The following is a 16,348-nucleotide window of genomic DNA, read 5'->3' as shown; positions in this document are numbered from 1 at the left end:
GACTACTTCCTGCGCCCGATTCGCCGCTCAGCGGCGGCGGAACAGCTTGTTGCCCAACCACACCACCGGGTCGTACTTGCGGTCGGCGGCGCGCTCCTTCATCGGGATCAACGCGTTGTCGGTGATCTTGATGTGCTCGGGGCACACCTCGGTGCAGCACTTGGTGATGTTGCAGTACCCCAGACCGTTCTCGTCCTGCGCCTGCTCGGCCCGGTGCCCGTGCGTATCCAGCGGGTGCATGTCCAGTTCGGCCTGGCGCATCAGGTAGCGCGGACCGGAGAACGCCAGCTTGTTCTCCTCGTGGTCACGGTTGACGTGGCAGACGTTCTGGCACAGGAAGCACTCGATGCACTTGCGGAACTCCTGGGACCGGTTCACGTCCTCCTGCGCCATCCGGTACTCGCCGGGCTGCAGATTCTTCGGCGGGGCGAACGACGGGATTTCCCTGGCCTTCTCGTAGTTGAAGGACACGTCGGTGACCAGGTCGCGCATCACCGGGAAGGTCCGCAGCGGGGTGACGGTGACGACTTCGTCCTCGCCGAACGTCGACATCCGGGTCATGCACAGCAGCCGGGGGCGGCCGTTGATTTCCGCCGAGCACGAGCCGCACTTGCCGGCCTTGCAGTTCCACCGCACCGCGAGGTCCGGGGTCTGGGTGGCCTGCAGGCGGTGGATGATGTCCAGCACCACCTCGCCGTCGTTGACCTCCACGGTGAAATCCTGCAGTCCACCGCCGGTGTCGTCGCCGCGCCAGACGCGCAGCTTTCCTTGGTAGGCAGCCATTGTCAGCCCTTCCGTTGCGGGTGCTCGGCCAATTCCTCGGCGGTGTAGTACTTCTCCAGTTCGGACAGCTCGAACGTGGCGAGCAGATCGGGCCGCATCGGCGGCTGCGGCTCCACCTCGACCGAGATCTCCGGGATGACCGGGTCGTCACCGCCGCCGACGGTCTTGCAGACCAGCAGCTTGTTGCGCCAGTTCGAGTCCATCTGCGGGAAGTCGTCGCGGGTGTGCCCGCCGCGACTCTCGGTGCGCTTGAGCGCCGCCTTGGCGACGCACTCGCTGACCAGCAGCATGTTGCGCATGTCGATGGCCAGATGCCAGCCCGGGTTGAAGATGCGCCCGCCCTCGACGACGACGTTCCGGTAGCGCCGCTTCAGCTCGTCGATCTTGAGCAGGACCTCTTCGAGTTCGTTCTGCTTGCGGATGATGCCGGCCAGGTCGTTCATCGACTCCTGCAACTCGGCGTGCAGCGTGTACGGATTCTCGGCGTTGTCCTTCGCCTCGAACGGTTCCAGCGCCAGCTTCTCGGCCCGCTCCAGCGCCACTTCTGACACCTTCGGCCGATCGGGCAGGGAGCGGACGTAGTCGGAGGCGCCGAGCCCGGCGCGGCGGCCGAACACCAGCAGGTCCGACAGCGAGTTGCCGCCGAGCCGGTTGGAGCCGTGCATGCCGCCGGAGCATTCGCCCGCGGCGAACAGTCCGAGGGTGGCGGCACCGCCGCTGTCGGGGTCGACCTCGATGCCACCCATCACGTAGTGACAGGTCGGGCCGACCTCCATCTCGTCCTTGGTGATGTCGACCTCGGCCAGCTCGATGAACTGGTGGTACATCGACGGCAACCGGCGCTTGATCTCCTCGGCCGGCATGCGCGACGCGATGTCGAGATACACACCGCCGTGCGGTGTTCCGCGGCCTGCCTTGACCTCTTCGTTGATGGCGCGGGCCACCTCGTCGCGGGGCAGCAGATCGGGGGTGCGGCGGGCGGAGTCGTTGTCCTTGAGCCACTGGTCGGCTTCTTCTTCAGACTCGGCGTACTGCCCCTTGAACACCTCGGGGATGTAGTCGAACATGAACCGCTTGCCGTCGGAGTTCTTCAGGACTCCGCCGTCGCCGCGCACGCCCTCGGTGACGAGGATGCCCTTCACCGACAGCGGCCAGACCATGCCCGTCGGGTGGAACTGGATGAACTCCATGTTGATCAGACCCGAACCGGCGCGCAGCGCCAGCGCGTGCCCGTCGCCGGTGTACTCCCAGGAGTTCGACGACACCTTGAACGACTTGCCGATGCCGCCGGTGGCGAGCACGATCGCGGGCGCCTCGAACAGCACGAACTTGCCGGTCTCGCGGTAATAGCCGAACGCTCCCGCGATCCGGTCGCCGTCCTTGATCAGCTCGGTGATCGACGTCTCGTGGAAGACCCGGATCCGGGCCTCGAAGTCGCCGAGTTCCTTCTTGTCCTCCTGCTGCAGCGACACGATCTTCTGCTGCAAGGTGCGGATGATCTCCAGACCGGTGCGGTCACCGACGTGCGCCAGCCGCGGGTAGGTGTGCCCGCCGAAGTTGCGCTGGCTGATGCGGCCGTCCTTGGTGCGGTCGAACAATGCGCCGTAGGTTTCCAGCTCCCAGACCCGGTCCGGCGCCTCTTGGGCGTGCAGTTCGGCCATCCGCCAGTTGTTGAGGAACTTGCCGCCGCGCATGGTGTCACCGAAGTGCACCTGCCAGGAGTCCTTGGTGTTGACGTTGCGCATCGCGGCCGCGCAGCCGCCCTCGGCCATCACGGTGTGGGCCTTGCCGAACAGCGACTTGGTCACCACCGCCACCCGCAGGCCACGCTCACGGGCTTCGATGACCGCGCGCAGTCCGGCCCCTCCGGCACCGATCACGACCACGTCGTACTCGTGCCGTTCTAGTTCAGCCATTAATCCTCACTTGTCAGTCTGACCGTTCCGCTGGGAGACAATGCGTTGTCAGCCAATGAATCTCAGGTCAGAAATGGTTCCGCTGGCGACCAACATGATGTAGAAGTCGGTCAACATCAGGGTGCCCAGGGTGATCCAGGCATACATCTTGTGGCGGGTGTTGAGCTTGCTGATCTGCGTCCACATCCAGTAGCGGACAGGGTGTTTGGAGAAGTGCTTGAGCCGTCCGCCTGCGACGTGCCTGCACGAGTGGCAGGAGACCGTGTAGGTCCACAGCAGGATCACGTTGACCACGAGGATGACGTTGCCCAGGCCGAGTCCGAAACCGCCGTCGGGCTTGTGGAAGGCGATGATCGCGTCGTAGGTGTTGATCACCGAGATGATGGCGGCGATGTAGAAGAAGTACCGGTGGGTGTTCTGGATGATCAGCGGAAGGCGGGTCTCCCCGGTGTACTTCGCGCGGGGTTCGGCGACCGCGCAGGCGGTCGGCGACTGCCACACCGTGCGGTAGTAGGCGCCGCGGTAGTAGTAGCACGTGAGCCGGAACAGCAGCAGGAAGGGCAGGGACAGCGCCGCATACGGCAACCACCACACGTCGGGCAGGAACTGGCCGAAGTGGCTGGCCTCCGGTACGCACCCGGTGCTGACGCACGGCGAGTAGAACGGGGTCAGGTAGCCGTACTCCGCGACGAAGTAGTTGTTCTGCATGAACGCCCGGACGGTCGCGTAGATGACGAACGTGGCGAAGCCCAGGTTGATGATCAGCGGCGACATCCACCACCGGTCGGTCCGCAGCGTGCGCTGCGGGATCTGGGCACGGCCAGGCGAGAAGACGCCGGTCGCGTTGCGGTCGGCGGTGGGTGCGCTCACAGTTACCTTTCGATGAAGTTATGTCCCCCGGGCGGCACGGTTCAGTGAGTGCCGCCGAGGCCCTCGTCGTCGACGCCGCGCCAGAACTCGGTGTCGTACTGGGTGTCCGGGATCGCGATCCGCTCGGCGACGTGCGGGTGCCGGCTGACCCCGCGGACGAGCTCCAACTCTTCGGCGTCGATGTCCAGGCGGTCGATGTCGTTGAGAAGCCGTTCGGCGTCGTTGACGATGCGACGGGTGGCTGGGCTGTCCCCGTATCGCGACGCCAGCGATGTCACGCATCGCCGGAGGCTTCCGATCAGTTCGTGAAGCTGGGAGAGTTCGGTGGTGCTGGTGCTGGACAAGCGACCTCCTTGGGCTGAAGGGTGTCATGGATCACAGTACGCAACTGATGCTAGCTAAATCACCGGTGTTAAGCGTGAGACAGATCACTTTGATGAGCGGAGAGGTCGATGACGAACGATGTGTTGAAGGCTCGCGCGGAGGCGTTGCTGGCGTTGCACCAGCCCGGCAACCCGGTGATCCTGCCGACGGTGTGGGACGCCTGGTCGGCGAAGCTGGCCACCGACGCCGGCTTCGCGGCGCTGACGGTGGGCAGCCACCCGCTCGCGGACTCGGTCGGTAAGTCCGACAGAGAGGGCATGACGTTCGACGACGTGTTGACCCGCGTCGCCCAGATCACCGCCGCCGTCGACGTTCCGCTTTCGGTCGACATCGAATCCGGATATGCCGAAGCGCCGACCCGCCTCATCGAGGGTCTGCTGTCCGTGGGCGCGGTCGGCCTCAACATCGAGGACACCGTGCACAGCGAAGGCGGGCGGCTGCGGTCGTCCTCCGAACATGCGCAGCTGGTTGGTGCGCTGCGGGCGGCGGCGGACGCGGCGGGCGTCCACGTGGTGGTCAACGCCAGGACGGATCTGTTCCTGCGTCAGGACGGCGACGAGTCCGACCGGGTGGACCGCGCGATCGCGCGGCTGAAAGAAGCCGCCGCCGCCGGGGCGGACGTTCTCTACCCGGTCGGTGTCCATCCGCCGGAGGTGATGCGGCGTCTGACCTCGGAGCTGCCGCTGCCGGTGAACGCGATCGCCCGGCCGGAGTCGGCCGACCCGGCGTCATACGGACCGCTCGGGGTGGCCCGGATCAGTTTCGGCCCGTTCTGGCAGGCGGCGCTGGCCGAGCGGGCCAGGGAGATCCTGGCGCGCTGGATCTAGCTGACCCTCGCGCGCCCACAGCCCGCGCCTACAACCAGGCGGCCCAGTCGGCCTTGCGGATCATGCAGTGCACGCCCTTGACCGCGTCCACCACCTGGCTCACCTCGAAGTCGCCGGCCGCCGACAGGTAGGCCAGCGCGACATCGCGCGGCACGCCGAACCGGGTGTTGAGAAAGGCGATGGCGTTTCGGACCGCGATACGCATGGCCTCGTCGAGGTCGGCGTCCATACCGGTCGGAATCCAGTGCGTCGCGGTTTCCACCACCGGGTTGGTCAGGGCTCCGATCGCCGAGTGGGCGTCGCCGGACTTCAGCACCGTCAGTCGCACGGTGGCGCGCAGTGACGCCTCGAGCGCCGTCAGCGCCACCTCGCCGTTGCCCTGCGCGAAATGCGGGTCGCCGGCGAAGAAGTTGGCCCCCTCGACCTGCACGGGCAGGTACAGCGTCGACCCCGTCACCACGTGCTTGATGTCGATGTTCCCGCCGTGGGTGCCGGGAGGCACCGACGGCACCGGGTCCTCGGTGGCGCGGGCGACGCCCATGATGCCGAGGAACGGGTTGACCGGGAACTGCACGGTGCGCCCGCTGCCGTGGCCCGCAGCGATCTTGCCGTAAGGCTTACCCTGCAGCATCTCGACCCAACTGAAATGGCAGATCGTGCCCATCGAGACGATCTGGTCGACCTCACGGACCGGCTCGGAATCCGGGAACTCCGGGAACTCCCCGGCGAGCGCGCCGTAACCGTGCCGGCTGCTGACGAACCCGTAGGGCACGCGCATCGCCAGATCCAGGACCTCGATCTTGAGCACGTCACCGGGATCGGCGTTGGCGACGCGGACCGGCCCGGTGACGATGTGCGGACCGCAGGAGTCGTCATGCGCCAGAGGGCTTGACGCGATGTCGATGACGTCCTTGAGGACGTTGGTGACACCGAACTGCGCAAAGTACGAAACCGGGTCGCGGCCTTGGTCTTCGAGGATTCCCTCGTGGCTCACCGTGTCGATCGTCACGGTGTCACCGGAGGCCACCGAGAGCGCCGGCCGGGTCTGCGCGTTGGGAAGCCAGCCCCAGAGCACCTCGTCGGGATGCGAGGGCAGGTAGTGCTCGCCACCGATGTGGCCTTCGCCGGGATGAAGGGTCGGGAAGATCATGATGCCTCCGAAGGTGCCGGTGCGGGGGTGGACTGAGGGTGGGAAAGGCCTACGACGAGGTCGATTTCGACGGCCGCTCCCACCGCGAGGCCGGTGGTGCCCACACACGTGCGACTGGGCAGCGGACCCTTGAACCATTTGACGTACTCGGCGTTGAAGTCGTCGAAGTCGTCGAAGTCGGTGAGGTACACGCGCACCATCAGGGCGTCGTCGAGGGTCGCGCCGAACTGGGCGAGCACCGCCGAGAGGTTCGCCAGGACTCGGTTCGCCTGCTCGGCGAGGCCGCCGTCGACGAGCGTGCCGGTGGCCGGATCGGTGGGCATCTGGCCTGTCACATAGAGGGTGTCACCCCAGCGGGTGGCGTGTGCGAACGGGCCGACCTTTGGCGGAACTCCTTCGGCAGCAGTGAAATTGAAGGTCTGCTTGACGGTCATCCGGCCGCCAGCTGCATCGCGTTGACGAAGCGGGCCGTGGCCGGATCCTGGGGTCGGTTGATCACCTGGTCGGCGCTGCCCTCTTCGACGACCACCCCGCCCGCCATGAAGACGGCGCGGTCGGCGACTTCCAGAGCGAACCGCAACTGGTGGGTCGCGATGATCATCGTGAGCCCGTGGTGGTGGGCCAGGCCGCGGATGACGCCGAGCACCTCCGCGACGAGTTCGGGGTCGAGCGCACTTGTGGGTTCGTCGAGCAGCAGGATTCGGGGTCGGGCGGCCAGCGCGCGTGCGATGCCGACCCGCTGCTGCTGCCCGCCGGACAACCGGTGAGGGAGGGTGTCGGCCTTGTCCGCGAGACCCACCTGCGACAGCAGTGCGTCAGCGCGTTCGGCCGCCTCCTCCTTGCCCAGACGCTGGATCCAGCGCAGCGGAGCCGCGATGTTCTCCCTCACCGTCATGTGGTTGAACAGGTTGAAGTGCTGGAAGACCATGCCGACACCGGCGTCGATCCGGGCCTTCGCGATCCGCCCCTCGGGAAGCGGCATGCCGGACTCGTCATAGCCGAGGGTCTGCCCGGCGATACGGATCGTGCCGGTGTCGACCGACTCGAGGTGGTTGATCGTGCGCAGCAACGTGCTCTTTCCGGATCCGCTCGGCCCGAGCAGAGCAATGACCTCGCCCTGCCTCGCCGACATCGTGATGCCGTTGAGCACCTGGTTGGCGCCATACGCCTTGTGGAGGTCCCGGATGTCGAGGACGGTGTCGCCGATCTCCTGCCGCTCGACCTGCGGACCGGCCGGGACGACGGGGGTCACAACAGGGGTGGGCGTGGTCGTCCGGCGCCGGAAGTCCAACCGGGACAGCAGCGATCGGTTCGCCCGGTCGAGGTTGAGCGCGTCCTCGAGCAGCAGCTGGATGATGCTCAGGACTGCGGTGAGGGCGAGATACATTACGGCGGTCGCGAAGTAGATGGAGAAATAGTCGAAGGTGGACGAGGCGAGCTGCTGGGTGCGCAGGGTGAGCTCGGGCACGGCGATAACCGACGCGAGCGCAGAGTTCTTCATGGTGGAGATGAACTCGTTGCCCAGGGCGGGCACCATCGACCGGAATGCCTGCGGGGCGATGACGCGTCGCATCAGCTTGCGGGGTTCCAGGCCGAGCGCTCGCCCGGCGAGTGACTGGCCGGGGTCCACGCCCTTGATCCCCGAGCGCAGGATCTCGGATATGAAGACGGCTTCGTTCATCGCGAGGGCGACCGAGCCGGCGGCGACTGGCGGCAGGGTGATGCCGATGTGGGGTAGTGCGGTGAACACGAAGACGAGCTGCAGTATCAGCGGGGTGCCGCGATAGATGACGACGTAGGTACGCCCTATCGCGGTGAGGGCGCGTGACCGTGTAAGTTGCAGCGCGGCAAGGAGAACGCCGAGAAACAGCCCCCCGGTGAATCCGTACAGCGTGAGCTGGAGGGTGAAGAGCATGCCGTCGATGAGCCACGGCAGCGTCAGGTAGTGCAGGAACTTGTCCATGTATTCACGTCGCCTCTGTCAGATACGAGCGGTAGCAGCAGTATTGGGGTGTTCCTCAGCCCACGCTGAGGATTGTGGGTGCCGCTACCGCGTTCTCGGACAGCTTCCATTTGGCGGCCAGTTCGTCCTGCAGTCCGCTCGCCTGCACCTCGGTGAGTGCCGCCTGGATGGCGTCGCGGAACTGGTGGTCGCCCTGGGGAACCCCGATACCGATCGTGTAGTCGAGCATGACGGTTTCTGCGGAGGCGAGTTCGTCGGGATGCTCGGCGACGAACGCGTTGACGGTGTTGATGTCGTTCATGTAGGCGTCTGCGCGTCCGGCGAGGACCGCCTGTGTGCAGTCGGCGCTGGAATCGAACAGGCTGACGGTCGGTGCCTTCAGGCCGGTTGCCACACACTCGGGCCCGACGGCTTCGACGAGCGGAACCTCGACATATCCCTTGTTGAGCGCCACCGTGAGTCCGCACAGCGAGGTGTCGATGCCGGTGATGTTCTTCGGATTGTCCTTGGCCACCAGGATCCCGTCGAACACCTTTGAGTAGCTGATGAAGTCGACGCCGCCGGCGGCGCGCTCTTCTGTCGCGTAGAGGTTGGAGATGATCCAGTCGGCCTGGCCGCTGGCGACCGTCGGGATCAGTTCGGAGAATCCGACCGAGAGGTAGTCGTTTTTGAAGCCCAGGCAGGCGCCGAGCGCGTTGCCCAGATCGATGTCGAAACCCTGGTATTCACTGGGGTTTTCCGGATTGATGGTCTCGTAGCCCGGCGTGTAGGGGTTGATCGCGTTGGTGAGGGTCTTGCCGGCGAGGTCGGGATTCTCGGCGCGCAGCTCGGTGCATGCCGGTGACGCTGCCAGATCGGCGAATTCGCTGGGTGTTTCGGTGGTCGCCGCCTCAGTCGTGGACGAACAGCCGGCAAGTACAACACCGGCGAGGACGGCGAAAAGTGCGGTGCGCGAGTTCTTCATGGCAGGTCCTGTTCACTGACGCGGAGGGGGACGGGAGGCGATCATGGCCGGATGGTCCGGCCAACTGGTGACGAGATTAAGTCGCCGCCAACGACGCAGCGCGCCGGGGACGCGTCTTGTAACACGCGTAACGGGGAGTTATCCGACCGGAAACGGCCAGGGGCGGTTTGCGGACTGCTTGGCCCGACCATCAGACCTATATTGGGGACCTGCACAACGAGACAGGAGCCCGATGAACGCACCTGGAGGAGAGGCGATCCCGCCGCTGATCCGGCGGCCGCAGAGTGTATCTGTCGCGCTCGCAGCGCATTTCGAACGGCTCATCGCGACCGGGGAGATCTCGCCCGGCACCCGACTGCCGTCGGAGCGTGAGCTTGCGGCGTCGATGTCGGTGTCGCGGTCCTCGTTGCGCGAGGCCATGCACGAACTCGAGTCGAAGCGTCTCGTCTCGCGCACCCGCGGCCGCGGAACGATCGTGCTGGCGCCGACCGCGAGCGTCGACGAACTGCTCGCAATAGCCGGAGGCGGAACCGAACAGGAGCACGCCGCCGAATTACGTTCCGTGATCGAACCGTCGATCGCCGAACTGGCGGCACATCGGGCGACGTCGGCCAACGTGCTGCAGCTACGCGATGTGCTTGACAAGTCGCACGAGAATCTTCTCCAGGCCGAGTCGCTTCGCCTGGACATCGAGTTTCACCTGCTGCTCGCGCAGGCCGCGCAGAACCCGCTTCTGACCGCGCTGCAGACGTTGGCCAGCGAGTGGACCGGTGAAGTGCGCAAGCACTCCCATTCCACCAGGCATGGGCGCTGCGCGTCGGTACGTGGGCACCAGGAGATCTTCGATGCCGTGCGGACCCACGACGGTCTCGCCGCGCGCCAGGCCATGGAAGACCACCTCAGGGACGTGAGTGAGCTCGTCGCCAAGGCAACGCGTTCGTGAACCACCTCCTCAGTGGTGGTGAAACCCGGCCCCGGCGGTCAGGAGAACTGGGCGGCGGCGAACCCGGCCACCAGCACGACGGTGCCGCCGATCTCGCCGACGATCAGCGCGGCCATCGCAACCCGCACCGTGGTGTCGATTCGCTCGAACTGGTTGGTGGTGTCCCGCCGCATCCCGTGCATCACGTAGGTGGCGATCGCGAGCACGAAGAACGCCACCACCACCGCCGCCGACGTCAGGTTCACCCACGTCGGCCACGCGCTCAGCTCGACGAACACGGCCAGCAGCATCGTCGCGAACGCGTACAGCAGCGCGGCACGGTGGGCGATGTCGACGTACGGGTGGGCGAGGTGATCGGGGCTGGTGGCCATCTGCCGGTACTTCCAGACCCCGAGAATCAGCGCCCAGATGAAGATCAGGCCGGCGGCGAGCACGGTCAGCGCCGTGTCGATGGCCAGAGGTGTGCCCATAGCGCAGCACGGTACCGGTGGGATCCACACGGATCCCACCGGTACCGGGCCAACGGTTACTTGCTCTCGATGGCGACGCGGTGGGCCTCGGCGCCCCGGTGGGCTCCGGCGACCCGCACCGTCAGCACGCCGGCGTCGTAGGAGGCCGACACGGCCTCGCCTGTGACGTGCGCCGGCAGCGCGAACGACCGGTGGAACGCGCCGTAGCGGACCTCGCTGATCTTCCTTCCCTCGGCTTCCTCGGACCGCTGGTCGCGGCGTTCGCCGCGGATCACCAGGCGTCCCTTGTCCACCTCGACGTTGACGTCCTTGTCGACGTCGACACCGGGCAGATCCACGCGGACCACTGCGTCGTCGCCGTCCTTGGTGACCTCGACGGCCGGGTTGATGCCCTTGGCCCACTCGGTGGCGGTCGCGGGGCCGAAGAAGTCCCGGACGAAACGGTCGGTGTTCCAGGCCGGCCGCGTCCACAGGGCTACGTTGCTCATGTCGTCATCTCCTAGAGTCGTGACCGGTTTCGTTCCGGTTCACTGTCTAGAACTTGAGTCGATGGCGCTCATGTTCCGCCTGGGCGTTCGCCGTCGGCGAACGGCTCACAGGGGTCGCGCCGCTGACGTGAGCACTCCGTGATGGGCGCTTCACACAGGGCGACATAAAGGCAATATCGGCTCCCTAACGTGGCCGTCATGAGCTCCACTTCGCACGTCGTGGTCGTCGGCCACGGGATGGTCGGCCACCGGTTCGTCGAGGCGCTGCGCTCCCGGGACACCGGGGACACATGGCGGGTCACCGTACTTGCCGAGGAACTCGACGCGGCCTACGACCGGGTCGGGCTGACGGGCTACACCGAGCACTGGGACAGGGTGCGGCTTGCGCTGCCGGGCAACGACTATGCCGGGGATCCGATGGTCGACGTCCGGCTCGGGTGCCGCGTGACCCGCCTCGACCCCGCATCGAAGTCGGTGACGACCGCCGACGGCACCCGGATCGACTACGACGCGCTGGTCCTGGCGACGGGCTCCTACGCGTTCGTGCCGCCCGTTCCCGGTCGCGACCTGCCGTGCTGCCACGTCTACCGCACCCTCGACGATCTCGACGCGATCCGGACCGACGCCATGTCGGCCACCGACGGCGGCCGTGCCCCCGTGGGTGTGGTGATCGGCGGCGGCCTGCTCGGCCTGGAGGCCGCCAACGCGCTGCGCGGGTTCGGTCTGAGCGCCCATGTCGTGGAGAAATCGCCGGGACTGATGGCCCAGCAACTCGATCAGGCGGGCGCGGCTCTGCTGGGAACGATGATCACCGAGCTGGGCATCACCGTGCACACCGGCGTCGGCACCGACGCTATCGCTCCAGCCCAACGCAACCGGCCGGTCCGCCGGTCCGAGGAGGACGACTCGGTGCGGGTGACGCTGTCCGACGGCACCAACATCGACGCCGGGGTGGTGGTGTTTGCGGCCGGGGTGCGACCGCGGGACGAGCTGGCCCGCGACGCGGGGTTGGCGATCGCCGAGCGTGGCGGGGTGCTCACCGACGTCTCCTGCGCGACAAGCGATCCGAACATCTACGCGATCGGTGAGGTGGCCGCCATCGAGGGCCGCTGCTACGGCCTGGTGGGACCGGGCTACACCTCCGCGGAGGTGGTGGCCGACCGGCTGCTGGGCGGCGGCGCGGAGTTCCCCGAGGCCGACATGTCGACCAAGCTCAAACTGCTCGGTGTCGACGTCGCCAGTTTCGGCGACGCGATGGGCCGCACACCGAACTGCCTCGAGGTGGTGGTCAACGACGCGGTCAACCAGACGTACGCAAAGTTGGTCCTCTCCGACGACGCCAAGACCCTGCTCGGCGGCATCCTCGTCGGCGACGCGTCTTCCTACGGACTGTTGCGACCGATGGTCGGCGAGCCGCTCCCGGGCGCCCCACTGGCGCTGATCACGCCGGCCGGAGCGGAGGGCGGCGGCGGGCTCGGCGTCGGCGCGCTACCCGACGGTGCGCAGATCTGCTCTTGCAACAACGTCACCAAGGGTGCCCTGACCGAGGCCATCGGCTCTGGTTGCTGCGACGTGCCGGCGCTGAAGAAGTGCACGCTGGCGGGCACGTCGTGCGGATCCTGCGTACCGCTGCTCAAGCAGCTACTCGAGGCCGAAGGTGTCGAGCAGTCGAAAGCGTTGTGCGAGCACTTCTCCCAGTCGCGCGCCGAGCTGTTCGAGCTCATCAGCGCCACCGAGGTCCGCACATTCTCCGGGCTGATCGAGCGGTTCGGATCCGGAAAGGGTTGCGACATATGCAAACCCGTGGTGGCGTCGATCCTCGCGTCGACCAGCTCGACGCACATCCTCGACGGCGAACAGGCCTCGCTGCAGGACACCAACGACCACTTCCTGGCCAACATTCAGCGCAACGGCAGCTACTCCGTGGTGCCCCGGGTGCCGGGCGGTGACATCACCCCCGAGCACCTGATCCTGATCGGCGAGATCGCCAGGGATTTCGGCCTGTACACCAAGATCACCGGCGGGCAGCGCATCGACATGTTCGGGGCGCGCGTCGAGCAACTGCCCGAGATCTGGCGCAGGCTCGTCGAGGGCGGCATGGAGTCCGGCCACGCCTACGGCAAATCGCTGCGCACCGTGAAGAGCTGCGTGGGCAGCGACTGGTGCCGATACGGCCAACAGGATTCGGTGCAGATGGCGATCAACCTGGAGTTGCGCTACCGCGGGCTGCGTGCCCCGCACAAGATCAAGATGGGAGTGTCGGGCTGCGCACGGGAGTGCGCGGAGGCCCGCGGCAAGGATGTCGGCGTCATCGCCACCGAGACCGGCTGGAACCTGTATGTCGGCGGCAACGGCGGGATGACCCCGCGGCACGCCGAACTGCTCGCCGGCGACCTCGACGACGAGACACTCATCCGTTACATCGACCGGTTCCTGATGTTCTACATCCGCACCGCGGATCGCCTGCAGCGCACCGCACCCTGGGTGGAGCAGGTCGGCCTGGAACACCTGCGCGAGGTCGTCTGCGAGGACTCGCTGGGGCTGGCCGAGGAGTTCGAGGCCGCGATCGCCCGCCACGTCGAGGGCTACGCCTGCGAGTGGAAGGGCGTGCTCTCCGATCCCGACAAGCTGTCGCGGTTCGTATCGTTCGTCAATGCCCCCGACGTGCCCGACCCGACCGTCACGTTCACCGAGAACGCAGGCCGGATGGTGCCCGCACCGGTTTCCATCGGTATGCCCAAGATAGGAAGGTAGCCGACAGATGACGCTGCTCAACGACGTCAAAACCTGGACGACCGCCTGCCGGTACGACTTCCTGATCCCGAACCGCGGGGTGGGTGTGCTGCTCCCCGACGGCGCGCAGGCCGCACTGTTCCGCCTCGACGACGGCACGGTGCACGCGGTCGGCAACATCGACCCGTTCAGCGGGGCCGCGGTGATGTCGCGCGGCATCGTCGGGGACCGAGGGGGCCGCGCGACGGTTCAGTCTCCGATCAAGAAGCAGGCGTTCGCGCTCGACGACGGCACCTGCCTCGATGACCCCGACCACTCGCTGGCGGTGTACGAGACCAGGATCACTCCCGACGGCGAGGTCCAGCTCGCCTCCTGAGGCGAGCGCCGAAATGGCATTCCACGCGGTCTTTTCGCGCTTTCCCCGCGCCGATCGCAATCTCGTCGTGACCAAAAAAGGGACCTTTGGCCCACGACACGTGGGGGTCGACTACTTACCGTCGTAGGCATGACCTACGTGATCGGTAGCGCGTGTGTGGACATCGTGGACAAGTCCTGTGTGCAGGAATGCCCGGCGGACTGCATCTACGAGGGCGATCGCGCGATGTACATCAACCCCAACGAGTGCGTGGACTGCGGCGCCTGCCGCATCGCCTGCCGGGTGGACGCCATCTACTACGAGACCGACCTGCCCGACGAGGAGATGGAGTTCCTCGAGGACAACGCCGCGTTCTTCACTATGACGCTGGCCGGCCGGGACGCGCCGCTCGGTGATCCCGGCGGCGCCGCGAAGGTGGGCCGGGTGGGCGCCGACACCCCGTTGGTGGCGGCGCTGCCGCCGTCAACGACACCGCACCCCTGACCTTTATCGCCGAAATTGCATTCCGGCAGGCGCGTACTCGAAAGTCCGCTGCTGGAATGCAATTTCGGCGGCGGTGTCGAACCCGGCCCGTTGGAACCGGTTCGCGATCAGCCGCGCCACCCCGGGGTGAGTCCCCAGCGGGTCGGTCACCACGTCCGCGCCGCTGTCGCGCAGCCGGTCCTGGAACAGGCCCTCGGACAACAGGTATGACGCGACGACCACCCGCTTGCCCGGGCGGCGGAGCCCGGCCACCGCGTCGGCGATCCTGGGCTCACCGGTCGCGGCGAACGCCAATTCCACCCGTGCGCCGATCGTCGCCGACAGCCAGGTCGCGGTGGTGTGCAGATCGCGCATCGCCGCCGGGTCCGAGGTACCCGCAGCGGCAAGAATCACTGAATCATCTGGGCGCCAACCGGATTCGATCAAGCGGTCGACGAGCACCCGAACCAGCGCGGGATCGGGGCCCAGCGCCCGGGTGACGAGCACGTCGTCGTGCCCGCTCGCCGCGACGTGGGCGGGGATGTCGCTGCTGACGTGATAGCCGCGCGCCAGAAACGCCGGTACCAACACCGTCGGCTCATGCCGCGTCGCGCCGAGCAGTTCGGCCGGCGTCGGGCCCAGCACGTCGACGAACGCGACCCGCACCGGACGGCCCAGGGCCGTCGACACCTGCGCGGCGATGTCACCGATCAGCGAGACCCCGCGCTGCTTGCGGGTGCCGTGCGCCACCAGGAGCAGGCTCATGACGCGAACGCCTCGTCGACGGGCAGCCGGTAGCCGCGCTTGACGACGGTGGACACCATCTTCTTGTCTCCCAGCGCGGTTCGTAGCCGCAGCACGGCGGTCTCGACGGCGTGGGTGTCGGTGCCGCTGCCGGGCAGGGCGCGCAGCAGATCGACGCGTGACACCACCGCGCCCGGCCGCAGCGCCAACGCCCGGATCGTCGCCATCGCCGACGGGGACAGCTCCTTGACCGTGCCGTCGACCAGCACGCAAGTGCCGCGGATCTCCAGCAGATGCCCGGCCACGCGCACGGTGCGCGTCTGCAGCAACGGCAGTTCGTCGGTGATGTGACGGGCCAACGCGCCCAACCGCATTCGTTCCGGCGCCGAGGTGGGCACGCCCAATCGCACCAGCGGCCGAGCCGTCACCGGGCCGACGCACATCGCATGGACATTGGTGCGCAGCGCCGACAGCACCTCCGCTTCGAGACCCATCTCGGTGGCGCGCAGCAGCACCGACGCGACCGCGGGCGCAGAGGTGAAGCTGACCGCGTCGAACTTCTCGTCCGCGATACCGGCCACCAGCTGGTCGAATTCGCCGTTGCGCGGCGCCGGATGCCAGCGGTACACCCGGATCGGCACCACTTCGGCTCCCGCGGCACGTAATTCGTCGAGGAACTCGGGGAATGGGTCCCAGTCCGCGGTGGCGCCGTGCAACTGAACCGCGATCCGGGTTCCGGCGATGCCGCCCTCGACGAGGTAGTGCAGCAGCTCGCGGGAGGATTCCGACTCCGGTGACCATTCCTCGGGCAGGCCGGCGGCGCGCAGGGCGCCCGTGGCCTTCGGGCCGCGTGACACGATCCGGGCGTTGCTCAGCGCGGCGGTCAACTCGGTCGCCATGCCCCACCCGTCGGCGGCGGCCACCCAGCCGCGGAACCCGATGCCCGTGGTGGCGATGACGATGTCAGGCGGGGAGGCGATCAGCGACCGGGTGTGTTGCCGCAGTTCGTCGTCGTCGGGTAGGGGCACCATCTCGATGGCGGCGGCGCTGCAGACGGTCGCGCCACGGCGGCGCAGCAGCGCACTCAACTCGTCAGCGCGCCGCGCGGAAGTGACCGCAACCCGGAATCCGGTGAGCGGCGCCCAGTCCGGCTCACTCATGTCCAACTGTCTATGCAGGCCGTGTTTCGAGGTGATTAACCGGCCGTTGCGCAGTTGTGTCGCCCCCGCTCACGGGGTGAAATTCCGTTCACCGTCGCCGGGCCGGTGCTGTGAG

At 67.1% G+C, this 16,348-nt stretch carries 17 protein-coding genes; 5 read left to right on the top strand and 12 right to left on the bottom strand.

Annotation, left to right across the window (positions count from 1 at the left end):
• Positions 1-27: 27 nt before the first annotated feature.
• Genes BN976_RS04835 through BN976_RS04820 form a run of 4 tightly spaced genes read right to left on the bottom strand, consistent with a single transcriptional unit; the run spans position 28 to position 3,913 of the window.
• Complete coding sequence (locus BN976_RS04835) at positions 28-783, bottom strand: succinate dehydrogenase/fumarate reductase iron-sulfur subunit (RefSeq protein ID WP_011777605.1); 756 nt, start codon at positions 781-783, stop codon at positions 28-30.
• A 2-nt stretch (positions 784-785) separates the two neighbouring features.
• Positions 786-2,699 (bottom strand): fumarate reductase/succinate dehydrogenase flavoprotein subunit, encoded by a 1,914-nt coding sequence (locus BN976_RS04830; protein ID WP_036368394.1) that lies wholly within the window; start codon positions 2,697-2,699, stop codon positions 786-788.
• Positions 2,700-2,747: 48 nt separating this feature from the next.
• Positions 2,748-3,569, bottom strand: coding sequence for a succinate dehydrogenase subunit SdhC (locus tag BN976_RS04825; RefSeq protein ID WP_011777609.1), 822 nt, complete (start codon positions 3,567-3,569; stop codon positions 2,748-2,750).
• A gap of 41 nt (positions 3,570-3,610) precedes the next feature.
• Positions 3,611-3,913 carry an Rv0250c family protein gene (locus BN976_RS04820; protein ID WP_036368389.1) on the bottom strand — a complete coding sequence of 101 codons (303 nt, stop codon included), beginning with the start codon at positions 3,911-3,913 and terminating at the stop codon, positions 3,611-3,613.
• 108 nt (positions 3,914-4,021) lie between these two features.
• On the opposite strand from BN976_RS04820, the gene BN976_RS04815 reads away from it, so the two are divergent.
• Positions 4,022-4,780 (top strand): isocitrate lyase/PEP mutase family protein, encoded by a 759-nt coding sequence (locus tag BN976_RS04815; protein WP_011777611.1) that lies wholly within the window; start codon positions 4,022-4,024, stop codon positions 4,778-4,780.
• 28 nt (positions 4,781-4,808) lie between these two features.
• On the opposite strand, the gene BN976_RS04810 is transcribed toward BN976_RS04815, so the two are convergent.
• Genes BN976_RS04810 through BN976_RS04795 form a run of 4 tightly spaced genes read right to left on the bottom strand, consistent with a single transcriptional unit; the run spans position 4,809 to position 8,857 of the window.
• Positions 4,809-5,930: an acetamidase/formamidase family protein gene (locus BN976_RS04810; protein ID WP_011777612.1), complete on the bottom strand. Its 1,122-nt coding sequence runs from the start codon at positions 5,928-5,930 to the stop codon at positions 4,809-4,811.
• Positions 5,927-6,364, bottom strand: coding sequence for a RidA family protein (locus BN976_RS04805; protein WP_011777613.1), 438 nt, complete (start codon positions 6,362-6,364; stop codon positions 5,927-5,929). Before BN976_RS04805 ends, BN976_RS04810 begins: the two co-directional genes overlap by 4 nt.
• Entirely contained in the window at positions 6,361-7,893 is a 1,533-nt protein-coding gene (locus tag BN976_RS04800; RefSeq protein ID WP_011777614.1) for an amino acid ABC transporter permease/ATP-binding protein, read from the bottom strand. Before BN976_RS04800 ends, BN976_RS04805 begins: the two co-directional genes overlap by 4 nt.
• Positions 7,894-7,948: 55 nt before the next feature.
• Entirely contained in the window at positions 7,949-8,857 is a 909-nt protein-coding gene (locus BN976_RS04795) for an ABC transporter substrate-binding protein (protein ID WP_011777615.1), read from the bottom strand.
• A 232-nt stretch (positions 8,858-9,089) separates the two neighbouring features.
• Between BN976_RS04795 and BN976_RS04790 the strand changes: the two genes are divergently transcribed.
• Entirely contained in the window at positions 9,090-9,800 is a 711-nt protein-coding gene (locus tag BN976_RS04790) for a FadR/GntR family transcriptional regulator (protein ID WP_011777616.1), read from the top strand.
• Positions 9,801-9,838: 38 nt separating this feature from the next.
• On the opposite strand, the gene BN976_RS04785 is transcribed toward BN976_RS04790, so the two are convergent.
• Positions 9,839-10,270: a hypothetical protein gene (locus BN976_RS04785; protein ID WP_036368384.1), complete on the bottom strand. Its 432-nt coding sequence runs from the start codon at positions 10,268-10,270 to the stop codon at positions 9,839-9,841.
• Positions 10,271-10,326: 56 nt separating this feature from the next.
• Positions 10,327-10,758, bottom strand: coding sequence for an Hsp20/alpha crystallin family protein (locus tag BN976_RS04780; protein ID WP_011777618.1), 432 nt, complete (start codon positions 10,756-10,758; stop codon positions 10,327-10,329).
• A gap of 198 nt (positions 10,759-10,956) precedes the next feature.
• Here BN976_RS04780 and nirB point away from each other — a divergent pair, with 198 nt between their 5' ends.
• From nirB to fdxA, 3 genes are all read left to right on the top strand, one after another.
• On the top strand, positions 10,957-13,512 hold the full coding sequence (nirB, locus tag BN976_RS04775; protein ID WP_036368382.1) for a nitrite reductase large subunit NirB: 2,556 nt from the start codon (positions 10,957-10,959) through the stop codon (positions 13,510-13,512).
• 7 nt (positions 13,513-13,519) lie between these two features.
• Positions 13,520-13,867, top strand: coding sequence for a nitrite reductase small subunit NirD (gene nirD / locus BN976_RS04770; RefSeq protein ID WP_036368379.1), 348 nt, complete (start codon positions 13,520-13,522; stop codon positions 13,865-13,867).
• A gap of 129 nt (positions 13,868-13,996) precedes the next feature.
• Positions 13,997-14,350 carry a ferredoxin gene (gene fdxA / locus BN976_RS04765; RefSeq protein WP_011777621.1) on the top strand — a complete coding sequence of 118 codons (354 nt, stop codon included), beginning with the start codon at positions 13,997-13,999 and terminating at the stop codon, positions 14,348-14,350.
• Between the two features lie 3 nt (positions 14,351-14,353).
• On the opposite strand, the gene BN976_RS04760 is transcribed toward fdxA, so the two are convergent.
• Positions 14,354-15,094 carry a sirohydrochlorin chelatase gene (locus tag BN976_RS04760; protein ID WP_036368376.1) on the bottom strand — a complete coding sequence of 247 codons (741 nt, stop codon included), beginning with the start codon at positions 15,092-15,094 and terminating at the stop codon, positions 14,354-14,356.
• Positions 15,091-16,233 (bottom strand): uroporphyrinogen-III synthase, encoded by a 1,143-nt coding sequence (locus BN976_RS04755; protein ID WP_011777623.1) that lies wholly within the window; start codon positions 16,231-16,233, stop codon positions 15,091-15,093. Before BN976_RS04755 ends, BN976_RS04760 begins: the two co-directional genes overlap by 4 nt.
• Positions 16,234-16,348: the final 115 nt, after the last annotated feature.

The organism is Mycolicibacterium austroafricanum (assembly GCF_000612725.1).
Taxonomy (GTDB): domain Bacteria; phylum Actinomycetota; class Actinomycetes; order Mycobacteriales; family Mycobacteriaceae; genus Mycobacterium; species Mycobacterium austroafricanum.
Note: the sequence above shows the minus strand (reverse complement) of the source record. Positions and strands in the feature narration are given on the sequence as shown.